At 72.3% G+C, this 16541-nt stretch carries 13 protein-coding genes and 2 tRNA genes; 6 read left to right on the top strand and 9 right to left on the bottom strand.

Going from position 1 to position 16541, the window contains the following annotated elements; genetic code table 11:
• Nucleotides 1-191: 191 nt before the first annotated feature.
• From WME97_RS15335 to WME97_RS15320, 4 genes are all read right to left on the bottom strand, one after another.
• Nucleotides 192-2162 (bottom strand): S8/S53 family peptidase, encoded by a 1971-nt coding sequence (locus WME97_RS15335; RefSeq protein WP_437552649.1) that lies wholly within the window; start codon nucleotides 2160-2162, stop codon nucleotides 192-194.
• Nucleotides 2159-3262 (bottom strand): hypothetical protein, encoded by a 1104-nt coding sequence (locus WME97_RS15330; protein ID WP_437552647.1) that lies wholly within the window; start codon nucleotides 3260-3262, stop codon nucleotides 2159-2161. The genes WME97_RS15335 and WME97_RS15330 overlap by 4 nt, the downstream gene beginning before the upstream one ends.
• A 156-nt stretch (nucleotides 3263-3418) precedes the next feature.
• Nucleotides 3419-3727 (bottom strand): hypothetical protein, encoded by a 309-nt coding sequence (locus tag WME97_RS15325; RefSeq protein WP_157906673.1) that lies wholly within the window; start codon nucleotides 3725-3727, stop codon nucleotides 3419-3421.
• A 310-nt stretch (nucleotides 3728-4037) separates the two neighbouring features.
• Nucleotides 4038-5510: a DUF4178 domain-containing protein gene (locus WME97_RS15320; RefSeq protein ID WP_437552646.1), complete on the bottom strand. Its 1473-nt coding sequence runs from the start codon at nucleotides 5508-5510 to the stop codon at nucleotides 4038-4040.
• A gap of 107 nt (nucleotides 5511-5617) precedes the next feature.
• Between WME97_RS15320 and WME97_RS15315 the strand changes: the two genes are divergently transcribed.
• The 3 genes from WME97_RS15315 to WME97_RS15305 all read left to right on the top strand — a co-directional run bounded on the left by WME97_RS15315 (nucleotide 5618) and on the right by WME97_RS15305 (nucleotide 9921).
• Nucleotides 5618-7222 (top strand): polyamine aminopropyltransferase, encoded by a 1605-nt coding sequence (locus tag WME97_RS15315; protein WP_437552644.1) that lies wholly within the window; start codon nucleotides 5618-5620, stop codon nucleotides 7220-7222.
• 4 nt (nucleotides 7223-7226) lie between these two features.
• The gene (locus WME97_RS15310; protein WP_437552643.1) at nucleotides 7227-8864 is read left to right on the top strand and encodes an FAD-dependent oxidoreductase; all 1638 of its coding nucleotides are present in this window, start codon (nucleotides 7227-7229) and stop codon (nucleotides 8862-8864) included.
• A 238-nt stretch (nucleotides 8865-9102) separates the two neighbouring features.
• Nucleotides 9103-9921 (top strand): PP2C family protein-serine/threonine phosphatase, encoded by an 819-nt coding sequence (locus tag WME97_RS15305; RefSeq protein ID WP_437552642.1) that lies wholly within the window; start codon nucleotides 9103-9105, stop codon nucleotides 9919-9921.
• Nucleotides 9922-10155: 234 nt separating this feature from the next.
• On the opposite strand, the gene WME97_RS15300 is transcribed toward WME97_RS15305, so the two are convergent.
• The 4 genes from WME97_RS15300 to groES all read right to left on the bottom strand — a co-directional run bounded on the left by WME97_RS15300 (nucleotide 10156) and on the right by groES (nucleotide 13840).
• Nucleotides 10156-10923, bottom strand: a complete 768-nt coding sequence (locus WME97_RS15300) for an MBL fold metallo-hydrolase (protein ID WP_437552641.1) — start codon at nucleotides 10921-10923, stop codon at nucleotides 10156-10158.
• 4 nt (nucleotides 10924-10927) lie between these two features.
• Nucleotides 10928-11584 (bottom strand): Crp/Fnr family transcriptional regulator, encoded by a 657-nt coding sequence (locus WME97_RS15295; protein ID WP_437552639.1) that lies wholly within the window; start codon nucleotides 11582-11584, stop codon nucleotides 10928-10930.
• A 202-nt stretch (nucleotides 11585-11786) separates the two neighbouring features.
• Nucleotides 11787-13475, bottom strand: coding sequence for a chaperonin GroEL (gene groL, locus WME97_RS15290; RefSeq protein WP_437552638.1), 1689 nt, complete (start codon nucleotides 13473-13475; stop codon nucleotides 11787-11789).
• Between the two features lie 68 nt (nucleotides 13476-13543).
• A complete protein-coding gene (gene groES / locus WME97_RS15285) occupies nucleotides 13544-13840 on the bottom strand; it encodes a co-chaperone GroES (RefSeq protein WP_012235412.1) in 297 nt (98 codons plus the stop codon).
• Between the two features lie 591 nt (nucleotides 13841-14431).
• Here groES and WME97_RS15280 point away from each other — a divergent pair.
• The 3 genes from WME97_RS15280 to WME97_RS15270 all read left to right on the top strand — a co-directional run bounded on the left by WME97_RS15280 (nucleotide 14432) and on the right by WME97_RS15270 (nucleotide 15475).
• Nucleotides 14432-14505 (top strand) — tRNA-Gln (locus tag WME97_RS15280).
• Between the two features lie 39 nt (nucleotides 14506-14544).
• Nucleotides 14545-14619, top strand: a tRNA-Glu gene (locus tag WME97_RS15275).
• A 145-nt stretch (nucleotides 14620-14764) separates the two neighbouring features.
• A complete protein-coding gene (locus WME97_RS15270; RefSeq protein ID WP_437552636.1) occupies nucleotides 14765-15475 on the top strand; it encodes an NUDIX hydrolase in 711 nt (236 codons plus the stop codon).
• A gap of 19 nt (nucleotides 15476-15494) precedes the next feature.
• Here the strand turns inward: WME97_RS15270 and WME97_RS15265 are convergent, their stop codons facing one another.
• Nucleotides 15495-16466: a hypothetical protein gene (locus WME97_RS15265; RefSeq protein ID WP_437552635.1), complete on the bottom strand. Its 972-nt coding sequence runs from the start codon at nucleotides 16464-16466 to the stop codon at nucleotides 15495-15497.
• Nucleotides 16467-16541: the final 75 nt, after the last annotated feature.

Raw genomic sequence — 16541 nt, 5'->3', positions numbered from 1 at the left:
GCAAATTGCGCCGCCAGCCACTCACGATACGCTGGAACTCCGGGTGAACCAACGGGGCTCGCGCGCCGGACGGGGCGCTACGCGCCCGTCACCCGCGATCCCGGCGCCCCGGCGGCGCTACTACGCAATTATCATTACGTTTTCCCGCGGAGATGAGAGCGGGATCACCCCGCGGCGGGACGGCGGTGCGCTCAGGCGGCGCCCTCGTGCGCATCGCCGTCCGTGGCGTCCGCGAACACGACGTCCGCCAGCGCTCCGAAGCGCGACTCGACGTCGGCGACGGCGGCGGCGTCGGTGGCCGATCGCTCGAGCCGGTCGAGCAGGGCGGTGATCTCGTCCCGCACGCGCGGCGAGGGCGGCGGCGCCGCGCGGCTCGCGGCGAGGGCGCGGACGACGAGCGAGAGCTGCCGCAGCACGGCGCCAGCGCCGTGGGCGCGCCGGCGCCGCGGGTCGCCCGCGGTGAGGCGGGCGTGGCGCACGAGCGCGCAGACGCCGTGGCAGAGGCTCGGGTCGGCGAGCAGCGCCCGGACCGCCCAGCGCGCGAGGCGGCGCGAGTACAGGCGGCGGACGAGCGGCCCCTCGGCGCGGGCGTCGTGCCAGATGCGCGCGGCGCCGTCCTCGCCGACGGACACCAGCGCGAGCGCGATGGGATCTCCGGCGGCGAGGCAGGCTCGACCGGCGTCGATGCGGCCGTAGCCGTGCTTGGCGTTGTGGCCGTCGCGATCGCGCCCGTCGGGGAGCACGTCCCACGCGTCGGCGATCGGCTCGGCCGACGCGGGCGCCGCGGGAGGCACCGGGGCGAGCGTGCGCATCACGAGGGCGTCGAGCTCGGGCAGGCGGAGCGACGGGTTCTGCGACAGGACGAGGAGCAGCGAGCCCGCGGCGAGGGCCGAGGCCCCGCTCGACTCGGCGTGGCAGAGCCGCTCGAGCGCGGGGGTCGCGCTGGACGCGGACGGCAGCGGACAGGTGATGTCGTCCCCTGGCGCGAGCCACCGCACCGCCGGGCCGCGGTTGGCGAAGGGGCGGCTGCGCCCCCGCCGGTCCCGCCAGAGGAACCACCCTTCGCCGCGGGCGCCCGGGCCGACGCAGAACACGCGCGGGTCGCTCGCGGGCTCGCCGAACCCGAGCGAGAAGCTCGCGTGCAGCGACTCGGGAGGGCTCGAGGCCTCACGGCCCGTGGGGAACACGACAGGGCAGCCCCGGCCGCGGCGCCCGAGGCGGGCGGCGAACTCGAGCGCGTCGTCGAGCATGGGCGTCGTCGAGCCTTCGACGTACGCGGCGCACACAACGACGTCGGCGCCGTCGCTGACCGCCCGGACGATCGCGACCGGAAGGGCGAGGACGCACGATCCAGGCTTCGGGATCAGGTAAAGCCGGGGCGACGCGTCCGGCGCGACGCCGCGGAACCCGCCGGGGCGGCGGCCCCCCACGGCCCACGCGACCATGAACGCGCCGTGCGCCTGGCTGCGCGGCGGCTGCTCCATCATGACGAGCACCTCGCGCTCGAGGCCGAGCTCGTCGGCCGTCCACGCGTCGTCGTCGATGACCCCGAGGCGCGTCCCGGCGCCGCCGCCGCAGCGGCGGCGATCGACGCCGATCCCGCCGCCCTCGTCGCGCAGGAACCAGCGGCCGGGGGTGACGGGCTCGTCCTCTACCGACGCGCGGCGCGCCGTCCAGCCCTCCGGGCGCGCCGCGGCGCCGGCGGCCGCGTCGAAGCGCGGGGCGACGGCGGCGCTCGGGCGCCGGGCCGACGCGACGTAGCGCACCGGCAGCGCCGCGGCCGAGAGCGCCGCGGCGACGTCGGCGCGCCGCCCGCTATCGGGGGACCGGACGCGGAGCCAGAAGATGGGCGTCCGTTCGATGACGCGCTCGACCGCGACGCCAGGCCAGCGCGCCCCGAGCGCCGCGGCGACCGCGTCGGGCGCGACGGGGCACCGCGAGGCGACGACGACGTCGAGGGGACCGTCGTCGTCGTCGCCGGCGGCGGTGGGGACCGGGGCATAGCCGAAGTCCCACGGCGGGCGCCGCGGGCGCGCCCTGGGCGTCGCGGACGACGCCGGGGGCGGCGCGCTCTTGCGACCGGGCGCCGGACGCGCGCGCGCGGACCCCTCCTCCGGAGAGCCCGCCCCCCCTCGCGCGGCCGCGCCGCGGCCGCGGCTCATGCCAGCACGGCCTTGGCCCAGGCGTTGAGCGCGTGGGCGCGGTTCGCGAAGCCGGGGCTCTCGGCCTCGCACCGCGCGAGCTCCTGCGCCTGCGCCGCCTTCCCCTCCGCCCAGGCCGCGACGCGGCGCGCGCCGAGCACCGCGGCGCGCCGCCGCGCGGCGCGGAAGCACCGGCGCTCGCCGTCGAGCATCGCCGCGAGGACGCCGGACTCGAGGACCATCCGGCGGACGGGGAGCAAGGACGAGGGCGCGTCGGGGATCGGCGGCTCGCCCTGCGCCTTCGGCGTCACCGCGATCCCCCAGGGCGGCGTGCCGAGCGGCCCGTACGCGACCGCGCCGCGGTGGCGCGGCTCCGAGGCGCGCTCCCGATCGCGCTCCTCGGCCCGGGGCTCTCCGTGCGCGCGCGATCGGAGCTCCGAGGCCAGGACGACGGCCCAGGCGCCGCCTCGCTGGTAGTCGTCCTGCCAGTCCATGACGTCGTCGTGGAGCTGCAGCCCGAGCCACACCGACGACAGCAGCCGCGCGAGCACCTCGCGCCGCTCGGCCGTCCAGCCGGCGGCGTGCGCGAGGGCGATCGACGCCGGGAAGCCCACGCTCTGCTTGCCGAGGGAGAGCGCGTAATAGCGGCTGAAGCCGGCGGGCCCGCCGCTCGCGAGGAGGCTGCGCTCGGTCTCGATGGCGAACAGCGTCGCGTCGTCCGCGCGCGCGAAATCGATGGCCGGGTCGTCGACCCCTGGCGCGACGCGGCGGAGCGCCTCGTCGCGCGCCCGCCGGGCGTGCGCCAGGATGGCCTCGAGCTGCCAGGTCGGGCGGACCTGCTTGTCCTTGATGCGATCGGTGCCGAACGCCTCGATGACGGCGAGCAGGTGCGCGAGGAGGGCGTCCTGCACCGTGGCCCCGCGGACGCCGGGCATGGCCTCCGCGAGCAGCGCGGGCGCGGCCAGCGTGATCTCGTTGCTGAACACGGCGCTCCAGGGCACGTCGCGCGACGGCGACAGGCCGAGCGTGTAGGCCAGCCCCTGCGCGTCGGCGTGCAGCATCCCGGGGAGGGTCCGCCAGAACGCCTTGTAGAGCTCGTCCACCCACAGCGCGTCATCCATGCGCGGGCACCTCCCTCGCCCGGCGCGCCGCGCCGGGCCCGGCGCTCGCGGTGCGCGGCGCGCTCCGGGCGCCGGTAGATGGCACCGGGGCAGAGCCGCGCCGGTGAGACGTACGCCGATGGCGGTGCAACCCCGCCTGTCGCCTGCGCCGCGGCATCAATAGACGTTCGACTCCTTCCAGGGCGACAGGCACACGTTGAAGCGCTCCTCGACCACAATCGCGCGCCACTGGAGCACCTGGGAGGCGCTCAGCCCATCGAAGAAGCCGCCGATCCAGGAGCGGATGCGGCCGTTGAGCTGCGCGCGGATCCTGGCCGCGTCCACCGGCTCCTCATCTGCCTCGGGCGCGACGACGTAGAGGGCGAGCAGCTGCTTGAACTCGTCGAAGTGCTCCTGGTTTCGGAGCAGGGAGATGTAGAGCGCACGCAGCTGTGCGTGCGGGTCGATCGAATTCACCGTTTGCATGGGCCTCCGCCGCCGGTCCACCACCGGCGTCGGACGGCACATTGCACGTCACGGGCCGCCGTGAGCCAGCGTGTAACCCATTGAAATTACTCGATCGCCGGCGGCGGCCGGAGCTGGTCGATACCCGAAACCGACCATCATCTGCCCGAATCCGACCGCTCCGCTCGACGCGATGTCGCCTTTCCACGGAGGTGGACATAGATATGTCCAGTGCTGCACGTGCCCGACTCGACACCAGCCGGGATCGCAAAAGACGCACCGGCACATGCCGTTCATTTCATGCGTAGCCGAATCGAGCAGTGGAGCTGGATCACTTCCCGCCGCCGAAGCTCGGGCTGCCACCCCCGCTCGGAATGAAGAGGACGCCGCCGCCCCCCCCACCGCAGTCGCTGAGCGCGATGAGAATGAGGAGGACGACGATGACGACGACGACGATGACGACGATCCGGCCGGCTCCGGCGCTCGTCCCGTCACCGAACGAGGGGCTCGGCGGGGGTGGCAGGTGGAAGGCGGCGGCGAGCTCCTTCCCTGGAAGCGGTGAGCAGAACGACACGCTCACCTCGGTCGGGGCCTGCTCGATGCTGACCTTGCCGCCCTCGCCCTGGTACTCGGTGGCCTGCACGGCCTCGCCGATCTCGACCTTCCAGTAGAACTCGCCGATGACGTATTCCACCTCGGCGTGGACGCTCTGCTTCAGCGCATACGTCCGCCCTTGATAGCTCGCCGTCGAGCCCATCGGCTGGACCTCGCCGGGCGAGAGAGGCGTCACGAGCTGCCACGCCCCGTCCTCTTCCATGAGCCACAGGTAGCCAACGCTCGGTCCGCCGTAGAGCAGGTACTCGCGCCAGCGATAACGCTCGCCTTCCACGGTGCAGCCCCGGATGACGAAGCCGATGCAGAGCACGCGCATGCCGCGGAGCTGGCCGTCGGCGCCGAGCGGGACGTACGGCTCCATGGGCGGCCTGGGGACCTGGCCGAGCGCGACGAGCGTGCCCTTCGTGAGATCGCTCGCAGTACCGCAGTACCGGCAGACGATGCGCTCCGTGGTGCCGGGCGCGGCGAGCGGCAGGTTGCCGCCGCAGTTCGGGCACACGACGGCCGACACCTGCGCCGTGGGCTGGTCCACAGGGGCCCCGGTGTCGAGCTGCATGATGGCCGGGTCGATCTGCCGGCCCAGGTAGAGCTTGGGCGGGATCGTCCGCCCGTCGCCGTAGTCGAGCGTCCCGAACTCGCCCCTCGGCCCCGCGATGTCGGCGAAGCCCGTCACCACGCCCGGCGCGGCGACGTAGGGCATCTCTCCTTCGGCCGAGATCACGCGCCGGCGGCCGACCTCGACGACGGTGAACATGCCGTGCCCCTCGAGGTGGACACGGCCGCCCGGCTGGAGGGAGCTCCACGGCGGCAGCCCGTTCATCGGGAGCGGCGCCTCGGTGGTGGCGTACCAGCGCCCCTGGGCGAACGCGACCCACGTCCAGCGGCCGCTGGCCGGGAACGCGACGAAGATCTCCTGCCAGGGCGCGCCCGGCGCGCTGGCCCGATCGAGCTGGACGCGGCCGTCGACCACGAACGGCTCGTTGCCCCAGCGCCCGGTGACGCCGAGCTGGAGGGGCGTGGGAATCTCGACCAGGTCGGCGACGCGCCCGACGGCGCGGAGGTCCCGATCGGTGCGCGCGACGACGAATTTGCAGTGCTTGCACACCTGCGCCATCGCGCCTGCGAAGCGGAACGTGATCGGCGCGCCGCAGGAGGGGCACGCGGCTGCTCGGTCGAAGGGCGTGCTCACGCGAGCACCATACTAGAAGCCTCGACGACGAAAGAGGAAGCGTTTCAGGTGCGCCGGCGAGCCCGAACAGGCTGTGGTCCAGCGCGAGCGGTGCTAGGACCGCGCCGATGCCGGCCGTCGAGGAGAGCCCTGCGGGCGCTCGGGGCGCCCCTCCCGGGGACGCTCCGGCGCCCTTCCCTGCGGCGCAGCCGCTGCCCCGGCTCGTGCACCCGGCGCTCCTCGCGAGCGTGTTCGTCATCGCCACGTCGGGGCTCGTCTACGAGCTCATCACCGGCACGCTCGCGAGCTACGTCCTCGGCGACTCGGTGACGCAGTTCAGCTTCGTCATCGGCCTTTACCTGTTCGCGATGGGGATCGGCTCGTACCTCTCCCAGTACATCGAGAGCCGGCTCCTCGAGCGCTTCGTCGAGATCGAGCTCGGCCTCGCGCTGGTCGGGGGGCTCTCCGCGCCGATGCTCTTCCGGGTCTACACCGCGCTCGGGTCGTTCCGCGCGCTGCTCTACTCGCTCGTGCTGCTCATCGGGATGCTCGTGGGGCTCGAGATCCCGCTGCTCATCCGGCTGCTCAACTTCTCGCTGGATCTGAAGCGGCTCGTCGCGCGCGTGCTCACGCTCGACTACATCGGCGCGCTGGCCGCGAGCCTGCTCTTCCCCTCGCTCCTCCTGCCCCGCCTCGGGATCCACCAGACGAGCCTGTTCTTCGGCATGCTCAACGCGGCCGTCGCGCTCACGAGCACCTTCCTGTTCCCGCTCGATCGCGCCGTCATCGTCCGGCTGCGGGCGCTCTGCCTGATCGTGATCGCCGCGCTCGGGGTCGCCTTCGCGCTCGTCTCGCGGTTCGTCGAGCGCTCGGAGGCGCTCTATTTCGGGGCGCCCATCGTCTACGCCGCCCAGTCGCCGTACCAGCGCCTCGTCATCACGAGGAGCCCGCGCACGACGCGCCTCTTCCTCAACGGCAACCTCCAGTTCTCGTCGGACGACGAGCACCGGTACCACGAGGTGCTCGTGCACCCGGCCGTCGCCGCGCTGGGGCGCGAGCCGCGGCGCGCGCTGATCCTCGGCGGCGGCGACGGGCTCGCCGCGCGCGAGCTGCTCCGTTACCCGTCGGTCGAGCAGATCCTGCTCGTCGACCTCGACGGCGCGGTCACCGGCGCCTTCCGCGATCTGCCGCTCGCCGCGGACCTGAACCAGGGCTCGCTGCACGACCCGCGCGTCGCCGTCCGCAACGAGGACGCGTTCAAGTACCTCGAGGAGTCGACCGAGTCGTTCGATCTCGCGATCGTCGACTTCCCCGATCCCGGCAACTACGCCGTCGGCAAGCTGTACACGGACGCCTTCTATCACCTGCTCCGGCAGCGGCTCTCCGTGCGCGGGCTCGCCGTCGTCCAGGCGACGTCGCCCCACTACGCGCGCGAGTCGTTCTGGAGCGTCGTGACGACGCTCGAGGCGGCCGGCTTCAAGACCGCGCCGCTGCACGTCTACGTGCCGAGCTTCGGCGAGTGGGGCTTCATCCTGGCGGGCGGCGAGGGGCTCGCCGCGCCCGGCGCCCTCCGGATCGATCCGTCGAGGCTCCGCTACCTCGACTCGAGCGGCCTGCCGGAGCTCTTCCGGTTCCCCCGCGATCTCGGCCGCGTCGAGGCGCCGATCAACCGGCTGAACGACCAGAAGCTCGTCTCCGTGTACACGCGCGAGTGGGCCGAGTGGACCCGGTGATCCGGTGAACCGCCGCGGCTTCCTGAGCTCTGTGGCCGCGGGCTGGGTCGTGCACGCGGCCGCGCCGGGGCGCGCGCCGCTCGCCGGCGAGATCGTCGGCGCGGCCCACGGCGCGGGCCACCTGCTCCGCGGCGGCCCGCTCCCCGCGGCGAGCGGCCCCGCCGAGCGCGCGGACGTCGTGATCGTCGGCGGCGGGGTGAGCGGGTTGTCGGCCGCGTGGCGGCTCGCCGGCGCCGGGCTCGATCTGCGGGTCCTCGAGCTCGAGCCGAGGCCGGGCGGCACGAGCGCGTGGGGCGACGACGGCGTCGTGCCGCACCCGTGGGGCGCGCACTACCTCGCCGCGCCGAACGTCGAGGCGCGCGCGACGCTGCGGCTGCTCGATCAGATGGGCGTCGTCACGGGGTGGGACGCGGCGGGGCGCCCCGTGTTCGATCCGAGGCGGCTGTGCCACGCGCCGGGCGAGCGGCTGTTCTACGAGGGCGCGTGGCACAGCGGCCTCGCGCCGGTCGACGCGCTCTCGAGCGAGGCGCTGGACGAGCTCGAGAGGTTCCACGCGCTCGAGGAGGAGCTCACGGAGCTCACCGGCAGCGACGGGCGCCCGGCGTTCCAGATCCCGCTCGATCGCTCCTCCCGCGACCCCGAGCTCCTCCGGCTCGACCGGATGAGCATGGCGGCGTGGCTGGATCGCGAGGGGTACCGCACGCCGTTCCTGCGCTGGTACGTGCGCTACGCGATGCTCGACGACTTCGGCGGCGAGCTCGAGGAGATCTCGGCCTGGGCGGGGCTGCACTACTTCGCGGGGCGCAAGGCGCGCGCGCCCGAGCTCGCGGGCAGCCGCTATCTCGTCTGGCCCGAGGGCAACGGCCGGCTCGTGAAGGCGCTGCTCGAGCGCGCGGCGCCGCGCGTGTCGCTCGGCGCGCTCGTCACGTCGGTGCGCCCGCAGCCGAGCGGCCGCGTCGAGATCGACTACGTCGACGTGCAGCGCGGCGAGGCGCGCCGTATCGAGGCCCGCGCGGCGATCCTCGCGGCGCCGGCGTTCGTCGTGCGCCGGATCTTCGCGGGGAGCGCGGCGGGCGAGCTGCCGGAGCGGGTCGCGTCGGCGTGGCTCGTGGCGAACCTGCACGTCGAGCGGCCCATCGATCCCAACCACGCGTGGGATTCCGTCCTCTACGGCGCGGAGGGGCTCGGCTACGTCGACGCGCGCCACCAGCTCACCGATCTCGCGGCGGCGACGACGCAGCGGTCGCGCCTCGCGACGCCGGTGCAGCGCACCGTGCTGACGTACTACCGCGCCTTCGGCGGGCCGGACGTCGCCGCCGCGCGCGCGGCGCTGCTCCGCGCGCCGTGGGCGTCGCTCGCCGACGGCGTGCTGCGCGATCTCGCGCCGGCGCACCCGCACCTGCGCGACGACGTCGAGCGGATGGACGTCATGATCTGGGGGCACGCGATGCCGCGCCCGCGCCCCGGCTTCCTCGGCCCGCGGCCGTTCGAGCCGCGCTGCGCGCTGTCCGAGCGCGTCGCCTGGGCCCACGTCGATCAGCCGGGGATGGCGCTCTTCGAGGAGGCGCAGGCCTGCGGCGTGCGCGCCGCCGAGGCGATCGCGGCCTCGGCGGGGATCGCGATCGGCGAGAGCTGGCTCTGAGCTCGAGCGCCCGTCGCCTCGGCGCGCGCCGCGCGGCGGGGAACCCCACGTCCTCTCTCATCTTTCAAGAGCAAAGTGCGTCCGGCGAGCGGGCGCCTCCGGAACGGTCCTTTACCCCTGCCGCCGGCCGCTTCCAGCGGCCATGGAGCGGCCGCTGTGGGAGATCCAGCCCAGGATTTCAGCTTTGCCCTCGCCTTGAACTTGCGCTGCCCCCCTGCTCCGCGTCTACTCTCTGCCCATGTTGCGGACCCGGTTTGCCGGGATGACGGATACCGGGCTCCTCCGGGACCACAATGAGGACAACCTCCTCGTCAGCGAGGAGTACCGTGTCGTGGCCGTGGCGGATGGAATGGGCGGACACCGCTCGGGCGACGTCGCGAGCCAGCTTGCCGTGAGCACGCTCTCGGACTTCTTGTCCGTGACGGTGGGGAGGGACGCCACCTGGCCTTTCCCTGCCGATCCGAACCTGACCGAGGAGGAGAACTACGTCGTCACCGGCCTCAGGCTGGCGAACCGGCGCATCTTCGATCGCTCGCTCAAGACGCTCGCCGACTTCGGCATGGGCACGACGATCGTGGCGGCGATGTTCTCCAAGGACGCCGAGCACGTGACGGTGGGTCACGTCGGGGACAGCCGCTGCTATCGCCTGCGCGACAGCCAGATCACGCAGCTCACCCGCGATCACTCGCTCGTCAGCGACGCGGCGCACATGGCGCCGTGGATGACCGAGGAGGAGGTCAGGCAGCTGCCGGCCAACGTCATCACGCGCGCGCTCGGCATCCGCGAGGACGTCCTCGTCGATCTCGTGACGGACGAGACGCGGCACGGTGACGTGTACCTCCTCTGCTCGGACGGCCTGTCCGGGCTGGTGAGCGACGATCAGATCCTCGAGCTCGTGATGTCCAGCGGCTCGCTGGACGCTGCGTGCACGGCGCTCATCGATCGGGCGAACTACTTCGGCGGCACCGACAACATCACGGTCGTCCTCGCCCGCGTCGAAGAGGTGCCTGACGGCAAGCGCCCCTTCAACGACGAGCCCACCCAGGAAAGCCGCTAGCCCACCGCGGCGCGCCGCTCTACGGTCGCGCCGCTCTGCGGTCACGCGCGAGCTCCCGACACCGCCGCCGCGCAGGCCTCACCTCCTGCGTGGCGCGATCTCGCCCGGACCAGCGAGCGATCCCCCTCGGACAGGGCAGCTCGGCGCCACGATCGCGTCGAGCGGAGCGCCACCATCACCCGCGCGCGCACGACGCCCCGGACGCCCCGCCCCGATGCGTCGGCGATGCGTCGGCTACAGGACGAAGTGATCCATGAGCTGAAGGACCTCCAGGTTCAGCCCCTTCAGCGCGGCGCACTCCCGCTCCACCTCGGCCTGGAAGACCGGCTTGATGTGGTAGAGCATCGTCGGCAGATCCCTCGGCGCGCGGAACTTCTGGAGCTCGAGGGCGAGCGTCTGCGGCGTGTGGTGGCCGCTCACGGTGGCGAGGCGCTGCTCCCGGTTGGGGAAGCTGACCTCCATCAGCAGCGCGCGGAGGTCCTGCTGCTGGTTCAGCACCTCCCACAGCCGCTCCGTGGGCCCGGTGTCGCCGCTGTACGCGATCGCGCCGCCGTCCCCTTCGATCACGAACGCCGACGCGTCGATCGTGTGCGTCACGTGGACCGCACGCACGAGCCGACCGGCGACCGGCGTGGGGCGCTCCGGCTTGAGCTCGAGGTACTGGATGGTCGGCTGCCCGGCGCTCGGGATGACCGCGAAATCGGGCCAGAGCACGTTGTTGAAGAAGTGCTTCTTGAGCGTCCGCAGCGTCTCGCGCGTGCCCGCGATCACGAGCGGCGGGCACCCGAGCTGGCAACGGTTGTCCGCGATCGTGGCCAGGTCGCGGATGTGATCGAGGTGCGCGTGGCTCACCAGGCACGCCTCGATCCGCGCCTGGTCCTTCACCTCGAGCCCGCTGGTCAGCGAGCCGGCGTCGATCGCGAGGATGTCGTCCACGACGAACGCGCACGTGCGATGCCTGGGGGTCTCCCCGCCGTGGCAGCCGATGACACGCAGCTCCACTGGTTCAGCTCTCTCCGCCGAACTTCTGCGGCATGTCCAGGAACTCGATGAAATCCCGGAACCTGCGCATGTCGGTCACCATGATCGCCGCGGGTCCAGGCGGCCCGTACGAGAGGAGCTTCAGCCGGCGGAGCCGCTTCATCACCTCGTCCACCGTCTCTTGCTCGACGTCGACCTCGCGCGCGATGTCCTCGGGAGAGGAGCGGACGCGTATGCCTTCAGGCGTCTCCTCTCCGAAGGCCTCGGCGTGGCGCGCGAGCGCCAGCATCACGCGCGCCTTCGGATCACGGTGCATGAGGATCTCGACGAGCGAGTTCGCCGCGTCGAGCCGCTTCGCCAGCTTCTTGAGGAGACGGAGCGCTATCTCGACGTCGCGCTGCAGCATGACCTCCAGCTTCCGCGCGTCGATCACGAGGCAGCGGGACGGCTCGCTCACGGTCGCCGTCGCGTTCCGGGGCTTGCCGTTCAAGATCGCCATCTCGCCGACGAACTCGCCGGGCCCGAGCACCGCGAGCACCTTGTCCTCGCCGACGACCGACTTCGTGATCCGCACGGCGCCCGACTGGATGACGAACATGACGTCGCCGGAGTCACCCTCACGAAAGAGCACGTCGCCCGGCACGTACTCGCGGCCATAGCGGGCGAACGACGACTCCGACATTGCCCGGGAGTCTAGCGCCCCACGTGACCGCGGGTCAAAAACCCGGGCAAGAGCGCTGGCGCTCACAAAACACAAAACGCGAGGGGCCCCCCAAGCCAGCATGCTTTGGAGGGCCCCTCGGCCCGCTTCGTCGGGGCAGCGCGCCCGGCGGGCCGGCGCCGCGCGGAGGCGGCGGCAGCCCGAGAGCGGCGCGGACAGGCGATCAACCCATGTCGAAGTCGCCCATGCCGCCCATGCCGCCCATACCCCCCATGCCGCCCATACCCCCCATGCCGCCCATGCCGCCGGGAGCCCCGCCGCCCGCGGCCTTTTCCTTCTTGGGCTTCTCGGCGACGAGGGCCTCGGTCGTGAGCATCAGCGCGGCGACGCTGGCCGCATTGGAGAGCGCGTGCCGCACGACCTTGGCGGGATCGATCACGCCGCCGGCGAGCAGGTCCTCGTACGAGTCGGTCGCGGCGTTGTAGCCGAACGTCGGCGCGCCCGTCCGGACCTTCTCCGCGACCACCGTCCCGTCGACCCCCGCGTTCTGGGCGATCTGGCGGAGCGGCGCCTCCACGGCGCGGCGCACGAGCCGCACGCCGACGTCGCGCTCGTCGTTGAACTTGAGCGACTCCAGCGAGGCGGCCGCCCGGAAGAGCGCCACGCCGCCGCCGACCACGATGCCTTCCTCGACGGCCGCGCGGGTCGCGTGGAGCGCGTCCTCGACGCGCGCCTTCTTCTCCTTCATCTCGACCTCGGTCGCCGCGCCGACCTTCACCACCGCGACGCCGCCGGCAAGCTTCGCGAGCCGCTCCTGGAGCTTCTCGCGATCGTAGTCGCTCGCCGTGTCCGCGATCTGCTTGCGGATCGCCTCGATGCGGCCCTTGATGGCGGTCTTGTCGCCCTGGCCGTCGACGATGACGGTGTTGTCCTTGTCGATCTCGACCCGCTTGGCCGTCCCGAGGTCGCGCACCGTGGCGCTCTCGAGCTTCTGGCCGAGGTCCTCCATGAACGGCGTCGCGCCCGTGAGGATCGCGATGTCCTTCAGCATGTCCTTGCGGCGATCGCCGAAGCCGGGCGCCTTCACGGCGGCGACCTTGATCGTGCCGCGCAGCTTGTTCACGACGAGCGTGGCGAGCGCCTCACCCTCGATGTCCTCGGAGAGGATGAGCAGCTCGCGCCCCTGCTTCACCACCTGCTCGAGCAGCGGCAGGAGGTCGGCCATGGCCGAGATCTTCTTCTCGTGCACGAGGATGAGCGGGTTCGTGAGCACCGCGGTCATCTTCTCGGGGTCGGTCACGAAGTAGGGCGAGAGGTAGCCGCGGTCGAACTGCATGCCGTCGACGGTCTCGAGCTCCGTCGTCATGCGCTTGTTCTCCTCGACCGTGATCACGCCCTCCTTGCCGACCTTCTCCATGGCGTCGGCGAGGATCTGGCCGATCTCCTTGTCGCCGTTGGCGCTGACCGTGGCGACCTGGGCGATCTGGTCCTTGTCCTTGGTCGGCTTGGCGGCCTTCTGCACCGACTCGATGACCTTCGCGACCGCCGCGTCGATGCCGCGCTTCAGATCCATCGGGTTGTGGCCGGCCTCGACGAGCTTGAGGCCCTCGCCGAAGATCGCCTGCGCCAGCACCGTCGCCGTCGTCGTGCCGTCGCCGGCCTTGTCGCTCGTCTTCGAGGCGACCTCGCGCACCATCTGGGCGCCCATGTTCTCGAGCTTGCCGGCGAGCTCGACCTCCTTGGCGACCGTGACGCCGTCCTTCGTCACGACCGGGGAGCCCCAGCTCTTCTCGATGACGACGTTCCGCCCCTTCGGCCCGAGGGTCACCTTGACCGCATCGGCGAGCGTGTTCACGCCCTTGAGGATCGCGGCGCGGGCGCCGCGGCTAAAAACGATCTGCTTCGCAGCCATCTCTCAATCCCCTCGCGGCCGCGCGGCCGCGTGTACTAACGCTTGCGTTCGGTTGCCTCAGACCTGGTTCACGAGGCGGACTCGGTCACGGCGAGCACGTCGTCCTCGCGGATGAGCACGTGCTCCTCGCCGTCGAGCTTCACCTCGGTGCCGCTGTACTTGCCGAACAGCACCTTGTCCCCGACCTTCACATCGAGCGGGCGAACCTTGCCGTCCTTCAGGACCTTGCCGTTGCCCACCGCGACGACGCGCCCCTCGATCGGCTTCTCCTTCGCGGCGTCGGGGATGATGATGCCCCCCTTGGTCTTCGTCTCGCTCTCGACGCGCTTGACGACAATCCGATCCTGCAGCGGCCTGATTTTCATGCTGGCTCCCTCGTCCTCGGCTTGTTGACTGACCATCGGCTCGCCGGAGGTCCCGTTCGCCCCCCCGCTGGGGCGATCCGCCCGCGCGACGAGAGCTAAGTGCCCGACATCGCAGTGTCTTGGCACTCTCCTAGGCCGGTGGCTAAACCGCGGCCGAAAGTAAATCAGTCACCCGGCGCGTCAAGGGCACGCAGCAGGGAGCCGCGACTTTTCCGGGGCCGAAAGTCCAGGGCGGCGAAGCCGAGATGTCTGGAGAAGCGACGGCGGGGCGCGGTCGCGACATCGCGGAGCCTCCCCGGGGACGAGCCCTCCGAGAGCGATGATACAACATGGACGGATCATGGCGACAGCGACGTACAGTTGCGCGGCGACAAGGGAAGGCGTGCAACGAGGGCGGAGCGGGTTGAGCGAAAGATTGAGCAGGGGGGAGGCCCTTGCTCGACCCGCGAAGCGCGCGAACCATGTGAAATGTGGGCGATTTTTGGCGGCGAGCATTTTTCTTCGGCGGGTCCGATTTCGATCGCTTGACAATCCAGGCAGCCCGAGTAGATTCCGCGGCCCGTGGCGCTGATGAACACGGCGCTGACCCCTTGGGGGATCGTCTAACGGCAGGACGCAAGATTCTGGCTCTTGCTATCAAGGTTCGAATCCTTGTCCCCCAGCCAGGCCGCTCAGCTCTGCTGTCGGTCTTCTCCACAGAACAAGGTCCCATCGTCTAGCGGTTAGGACATCGGCCTCTCACGCCGGTAACGCGGGTTCGATTCCCGCTGGGATCGCCACTTCACCCCCCCTCGCCTCGTTTCCTGCTGCTTCCGTCTGATGTCGTGCGTCGGGCACGGCAAGAAGCACAGCGTCATCTGACGAGCGAGCACGCAGATCAGCGAAGACGTCCTGCTCCGTTCACGTTGCGCTACCCTGTGGCGCATGGCGGCGCAAGACGAAGAGGAGCTCTTCGACCTCCTCGATGACGGCGGCCGGCCGCTCGGCGTGCGCAAGGCGCGCAGGCTCGTTCACCGCGACGGCGACTGGCACCGGAGCGTTCACGTGTGGGTGCTCCTCGAGCGGGGGCCCGATGGCCTGGAGCCGGACGGCGGCCGGAGCGCCGCGGAGCCCTGGGTGCTCTTCCAGCGGCGCAGCCCCGACAAGGACACCTGGCCCGGCGCGCTCGAGGTCGCCGTGTCGGGGCACTATCGCGCCGGAGAGGATCTCGCGGGGGCGCTGCGCGAGGCGGAGGAGGAGATCGGCCTGCCGCTCTCGCCGCGCGACGTTGTCCGGCTCGGCACGCGCCGCAGCCAGGACGATCACGCGCCGGGCATCGTCGATCGCGAGCTGCAGGACGTGCTGCTCGCGACGACCCGCCGCGCGCTCGAGGAGCTGCGTCCCGATCCGCGCGAGGTGACCGCGCTGCTGTCGCTCCCGCTCGGCGCGGCGCTGCGCCTCGTCCGAGGCGAGGTGCCCCGCGCGAGCGGCGTCGTGCGGCGGCCGCCGGACGCCGCGGGCGCCGTGAAGGTCGAGCCGCGCGACGTGCGGCTCGATGAGTTCGTCGTCGCGCGCGACGGCTACTTCGAGCGCGCGCTCGACACGATCCGCCGGCGCCTCGCGGGCGAGGCGCCGGCCCCGTGGCTCCTCGGCTAGGACGGCGGCGCCCGTGCTGTCAGCCTGAGCCGCGGCGGCCGTCCGCCGGCCGCCGGGGCTTCTCGGGGGGCACCGCCGACGCGACGAGGAACCCCTCGGCGCGGTGCGGGGCGAGCCCGCAACGCGCGTTCACGCGCTTGGCGATCTCGTCGCCGGCCCTGACGAGCGCGTAGAACCACCGGATCCCGAAGCGATCGTGCCCTTCCCGGAGCGCCGCCGCCTGCAGGGGGGCCCCGAGCCCCCGCCCGCGGTGATCCTCGCGCAGCGAGGTGCAGATCGGCATGGCCGTCCACGAGGGCGCCTCGCCCACGTCGGAGATCCAGAGCGGCGGGGCGCCCAGCAGCCCGAGCTGGGCGAGCGCCTCGCGCCCGCCGATCTCGGCGGGCTGTGGCCGCGTCATGACGCACAGGGTGGCGCAGCCGATCAGCGCCCCCGCGCCGTCGCGCAGCGCGAGCGTCAAGGAGCGCCCCTCGCCGCCGCGCAGGTACCACCCCGGGAGCGGCGCGTGGCCGCTCTCGGCCTGAAGCTCCTGGATCGCGCGGATCGACGCATCGTCGTCGTCCGGCGACACCCTGGACAGGCGCAGGCCCGGCGGGAATGTGCGAAACCGGCTGAGCCCCTGCACGGCGGCGCGCACCTCGCCGGCCGGGGCGCCCATCACCGAGAGGTCCTCGTCCACGGAGAGCCCCGCCTGGCGCAGCGACGCCGAGAGCGCGGCGAGCTCCGGCCGGGGGGCGTGCAGGATCACGCGCTCGAAGCAGCGCACGAGCGCCTCGCGCCGCTCCGGCGGCGTCCGCTGGGCGTGCAGCAGGATCAGCGAGCGGCCGTCGGTGGTGATGCCATCCTGCTCGCCGATCCAGTCGCGGGCGGCGTACAGGATCCGCTGAGCACGGTAGTCCGCGGCTTCACCGAAACAACCCGGTCCGTCCGCAGGACCGGGGCCGCGCTGCTGCGGGGCGTCGTCGCGATCGAGGTCGAAGGCAAGCATCATGGCGGCATCCCTCCTGTCGAGAAGCAACGGCGGCTGCCACGAATGGCGGCCCCTCGAGGAGCCGCCACCCGGCGC

Origin of the sequence: Sorangium sp. So ce367 (genome assembly GCF_051520455.1) — a bacterium.
In the GTDB taxonomy this organism is placed as follows: Bacteria; Myxococcota_A; Polyangia; order Polyangiales; family Polyangiaceae; genus Sorangium; species Sorangium cellulosum_B.
The sequence above is the reverse complement of the archived record's forward strand: the minus strand, read 5'-3'. Positions and strand labels throughout refer to the sequence as shown.

Excerpts from the sequence above, each read along its gene's own strand:
- WME97_RS15295 (WP_437552639.1), bottom strand. The coding sequence starts at position 11,584 with ATGTCGGAGTCGTCGTTCGCCCGCTATGGCCGCGAGTACGTGCCGGGC.
- WME97_RS15325 (WP_157906673.1), bottom strand. The coding sequence starts at position 3,727 with ATGCAAACGGTGAATTCGATCGACCCGCACGCACAGCTGCGTGCGCTC.
- WME97_RS15330 (WP_437552647.1), bottom strand. The coding sequence starts at position 3,262 with ATGGATGACGCGCTGTGGGTGGACGAGCTCTACAAGGCGTTCTGGCGG.
- WME97_RS15265 (WP_437552635.1), bottom strand. The coding sequence starts at position 16,466 with ATGATGCTTGCCTTCGACCTCGATCGCGACGACGCCCCGCAGCAGCGC.
- groL (WP_437552638.1), bottom strand. The coding sequence starts at position 13,475 with ATGGCTGCGAAGCAGATCGTTTTTAGCCGCGGCGCCCGCGCCGCGATC.
- WME97_RS15305 (WP_437552642.1), top strand. The coding sequence starts at position 9,103 with ATGTTGCGGACCCGGTTTGCCGGGATGACGGATACCGGGCTCCTCCGG.
- groES (WP_012235412.1), bottom strand. The coding sequence starts at position 13,840 with ATGAAAATCAGGCCGCTGCAGGATCGGATTGTCGTCAAGCGCGTCGAG.
- WME97_RS15270 (WP_437552636.1), top strand. The coding sequence starts at position 14,765 with ATGGCGGCGCAAGACGAAGAGGAGCTCTTCGACCTCCTCGATGACGGC.
- WME97_RS15335 (WP_437552649.1), bottom strand. The coding sequence starts at position 2,162 with ATGAGCCGCGGCCGCGGCGCGGCCGCGCGAGGGGGGGCGGGCTCTCCG.
- WME97_RS15315 (WP_437552644.1), top strand. The coding sequence starts at position 5,618 with ATGCCGGCCGTCGAGGAGAGCCCTGCGGGCGCTCGGGGCGCCCCTCCC.